We start from the raw sequence: 3083 nt of genomic DNA, 5'->3' as shown, positions 1-3083 counted from the left end.
CGGAAGGTCTTGGGCTTCTGCATGCCCCATTCTCTCGCCCAGATCCATTGCAGTCACAAGGATCTGGGCAGATTCATGGGCGTCTGTGGAGAAGGTCGGCAGTGATCTATGCGCAACAGCCTCCTAGGCCAAGCAGCTGGAGCAGGGTCCCAGGGAGCTGGCCGATGCGCTGCTGGATCTGGCTCGTCATCAGAACCAGAAGTGTCCGGTGGCGGCGGTGACCCCCATCGACAGGGCACGGCGACGGCGGTCCTCGAGCAAGAGCTGATTCTCCAGGCTGATCAGCAAAACCTGACAGGAAGACCGGCTGAGCCATTGCCGATTCGAGTTGCATTCGAGTTGCAATAGGCACGATCGCGGCCATCACGCCTCCGATCGCCACTGGCGATCCAGCCCCATGGCCAAGTCGTTCCCCGCGTCAGCACCGGCCGCCAAGTTTGCCCAGGATCTCCCGTCATCCCGCACCTCTCCCTCGGTGCGCGCCTGGCTTGATGCCACAAGCCGCCACCAGCCGCTCTCGGAGCGGACGTTGCTCGAACTCGCCCGCCGCATCCACCGCTGGCAACAGCACCCCGATGGCGCGGATCACGCCCCGGAGCCGGTGCGCCGGAGTGCGCTGCGGGCGCGGGACCAGCTGGTGCTCCACAACCTCCGCCTGATCTGCCACGCCTGGTGCCGCCATCGCTCCTCATTGCCACCTGAGGACGAGGGCACCGCCGATGCCTTCTAGGAGGCAGCGATCAGCCTGCTGCGGGCAGCCGAGAAGTACGTCCCGAGCCTTGGCTACTCCTTCTCCACCTATGCCACCTTCTGGGTGCGGCGGGGGTTTTCGGAGTGCAAGCGCCGGGGTCGGCGGATGATCCGCCTGCCCCATGACAAGGCGGCCCTGGTGCTGCGAGCGCAGCGGCTGGCCAGGGAGCAGCAGACGCTCACCGGTTCGCTGCCCAGCCTGGAGTGGTTGGCGCAGCGCTGCGGAACCCGACACTCCCCCGTTGCCCCAGCCGTTCTGGAGGGGTTGCTGCTGATCTGGTGGCGCAAGGCCACCGCCGAATTGGACCGTCCCGGAGGCTGTGATGGTGAGGGCGCTGGGTTGCCGTTGCTGGAGCGGATCGCCGCTCCCGCCGATGGCGCCGACCCAAGCGTTCCCTGTTGCCCCTGCTCCTGCAGCGCCTCAGCGCGGAGCAACAGCGGCTGCTCTGGCACCGCTACCTGCGCGAGCATCCGCTCAACCGGCGCCAAATCCAGAAGGTGATGGGTCTCGAACCCGAACAGCAGCAGCGGCTGGAGGAGGAGGCCCTAACCGTCCTGCGGCAGGCGGCGAGGGAGTACGGGGCGCTGTGATACGGCTGCGGGAGGGGGGACTGCCTCTATCAGAGTGAGGCCCATCGGTGCTGCACTCCCGGGGATCGACCCCAGTTGACGTCACCGGCTATTGCCAGCCGCCCTCTCCTGCGACGGCCTGTGGCTTGAGCCAGTCAGCCGGAACGACGCCTTCAAGCCTCCAACAGGTTTTCGAGGCCTTCGCCGCCAGGCAGTCGGTAGACGCCGAAATCACGGCAGTCGAGCGTGGCGATGCGGCGCAACCCATGCTCATGGGCCAGCCAGAGCAGCGAGGCATCGGCCAGATCCATCGGCAGATCGCCGTACTGCCGCATCCAGCTGGCCATCACCTCCAGGGCGGAGCCAGTCAGGTCAGCGACGCTCAGACCACCGAGTGCAACCCAGCTGAGAAAGCGTGGGGGCACATCCGCCGGGATCAGATGGCAGACCTCGGCGTGATCTGTCGTTGCTGCTGCAGTTGCCGGCTCAGCTTCTGGCGCAGAACTGCCGAGTGGTTCCGCCCATGGCTGGTGGGGCCGCTGCCTGGGTCCCCACTGGAGAAGCAGCCGATCAGCCCGAGCCGCTCGGCCAGTGCTGCGGGGCTGACGGCTTGTCGCTGCAGCAACGCGAGGCCGGCTTGGACCACCTCGCTCTGGCTGAGGCCGAGGGTCTGGCGGAGGCTGTCCAGCCTGGCTGCGCTGGCGTCATCGAGGTGTACGGAGATGGCTCGCATCGCTACTCCCTGGCCGTGACACTTCGAAAGTACAAGCAGTTGGCTGGAGCGCCGGCTCCTGTTGAGCTCCATGGCCTGTCCGTTGCGCCTGAGGATCAAGGCGTCGGTTCAGGTGCCGGCTCCGGCTCTGGTTCCGGCGCATCGAGGTAACTGCGGTCGTCCGGGTCCGCCGCGATGCGGCGCGCTTTCGGCAGATGGATCCAGCTGTCGAAGGGCAGCAGGGTCCCGGGGCGGTAGAGCGGCACCAGCAGGTTCTGGCCTGGGTCTAGGGGAGTCGAGGGTCGCACCAGCGGCACCACCAGGTGGGCGCCAACGGGCAACGGCTCGGAGCGCGAGAAGAAGTCGTAGGTGGGGGCGTTGTAGAGCCGCAGGGTGTCTGCGGTGGTGACGTACAGCTCGGCAAGGGATTTGAGGCTGTCGCCATCGACCACGGTGTGGCCGCCCCAGCGCTCCAGGGTCGTGTTGTTGGCCATCAGCCACTCGACGGTCGTGCCGTACTGGCCGGCGAGGCTGAGCAAGGTGTCGCCCTCTGCGGTGAGCACGGTGTCGAGGGAGAGCAGGGAGGGGTTGAGATGGCGCAGGGTCTGGACCGTGGTGCCGTAGCGCTCGGCCAGGACCCGCAGGCTGTCGCCGGGCTCGATGACGATCACCCGCTGGGGCTTGAGCACGAACTCGATCGCCTCGCCCAGCTGGCTCTGCACCAGCCGGCCGATGCCCCCCTCCCCGAAAGGAAAGCCGGCCGTGAGCAGGGAGCAACCAGCCAGCTGGGCGCGGGGCTGGGGCGGCAGCACACCGGGCGACTGGAGCGCCTCGAGATCCCCCAGCCAGGCCACACCCTGCTCCACCGGGGGCTGCAGCACACGAGGCCGTGGGGTCCAGGTGTTGCCTGGTGAGGCAGGGAGCCCAGGGTTGGGCGGATCCGGCAGCGGCAGCGGCGCCGGCTGGTGCACGGGCCGCAGCGCATTGGTCTGCCAGGCAAGGTCAGAAGCCAGCCAGGCCCAGGGTCCCGGGAGGACCGGCGGCAGCTCGG

Annotated in this window: 5 protein-coding genes and 1 pseudogene; 3 read left to right on the top strand and 3 right to left on the bottom strand. The window is 67.9% G+C overall.

Annotated features, from left to right (window positions below; all coding sequences use genetic code 11):
• Window positions 1-397 precede the first annotated feature (397 nt).
• The 3 genes and pseudogenes from KBZ33_RS21200 to KBZ33_RS21195 all read left to right on the top strand — a co-directional run bounded on the left by KBZ33_RS21200 (window position 398) and on the right by KBZ33_RS21195 (window position 1341).
• Entirely contained in the window at window positions 398-730 is a 333-nt protein-coding gene (locus KBZ33_RS21200) for a hypothetical protein (RefSeq protein ID WP_255011999.1), read from the top strand.
• A gap of 9 nt (window positions 731-739) precedes the next feature.
• A pseudogene (locus KBZ33_RS21965) lies at window positions 740-796 on the top strand (hypothetical protein); the annotation flags it as partial.
• Window positions 797-1149: 353 nt separating this feature from the next.
• Window positions 1150-1341, top strand: coding sequence for a hypothetical protein (locus tag KBZ33_RS21195; RefSeq protein ID WP_255011998.1), 192 nt, complete (start codon window positions 1150-1152; stop codon window positions 1339-1341).
• 152 nt (window positions 1342-1493) lie between these two features.
• On the opposite strand, the gene KBZ33_RS21190 is transcribed toward KBZ33_RS21195, so the two are convergent.
• From KBZ33_RS21190 to KBZ33_RS21180, 3 genes are all read right to left on the bottom strand, one after another.
• The gene (locus KBZ33_RS21190; protein ID WP_255011996.1) at window positions 1494-1745 is read right to left on the bottom strand and encodes a hypothetical protein; all 252 of its coding nucleotides are present in this window, start codon (window positions 1743-1745) and stop codon (window positions 1494-1496) included.
• An 11-nt stretch (window positions 1746-1756) separates the two neighbouring features.
• Window positions 1757-2053: a ribbon-helix-helix protein, CopG family gene (locus tag KBZ33_RS21185; RefSeq protein ID WP_255011994.1), complete on the bottom strand. Its 297-nt coding sequence runs from the start codon at window positions 2051-2053 to the stop codon at window positions 1757-1759.
• 95 nt (window positions 2054-2148) lie between these two features.
• On the bottom strand, window positions 2149-3083 hold a 935-nt coding region (locus tag KBZ33_RS21180), incomplete at its 5' end, for a LysM domain-containing protein (RefSeq protein ID WP_255011993.1).

The organism is Cyanobium sp. Cruz-8D1, assembly GCF_024345975.1.
Classification (GTDB): domain Bacteria; phylum Cyanobacteriota; class Cyanobacteriia; order PCC-6307; family Cyanobiaceae; genus Cyanobium.
This window is presented reverse-complemented; position numbering and strand designations above follow the sequence as displayed.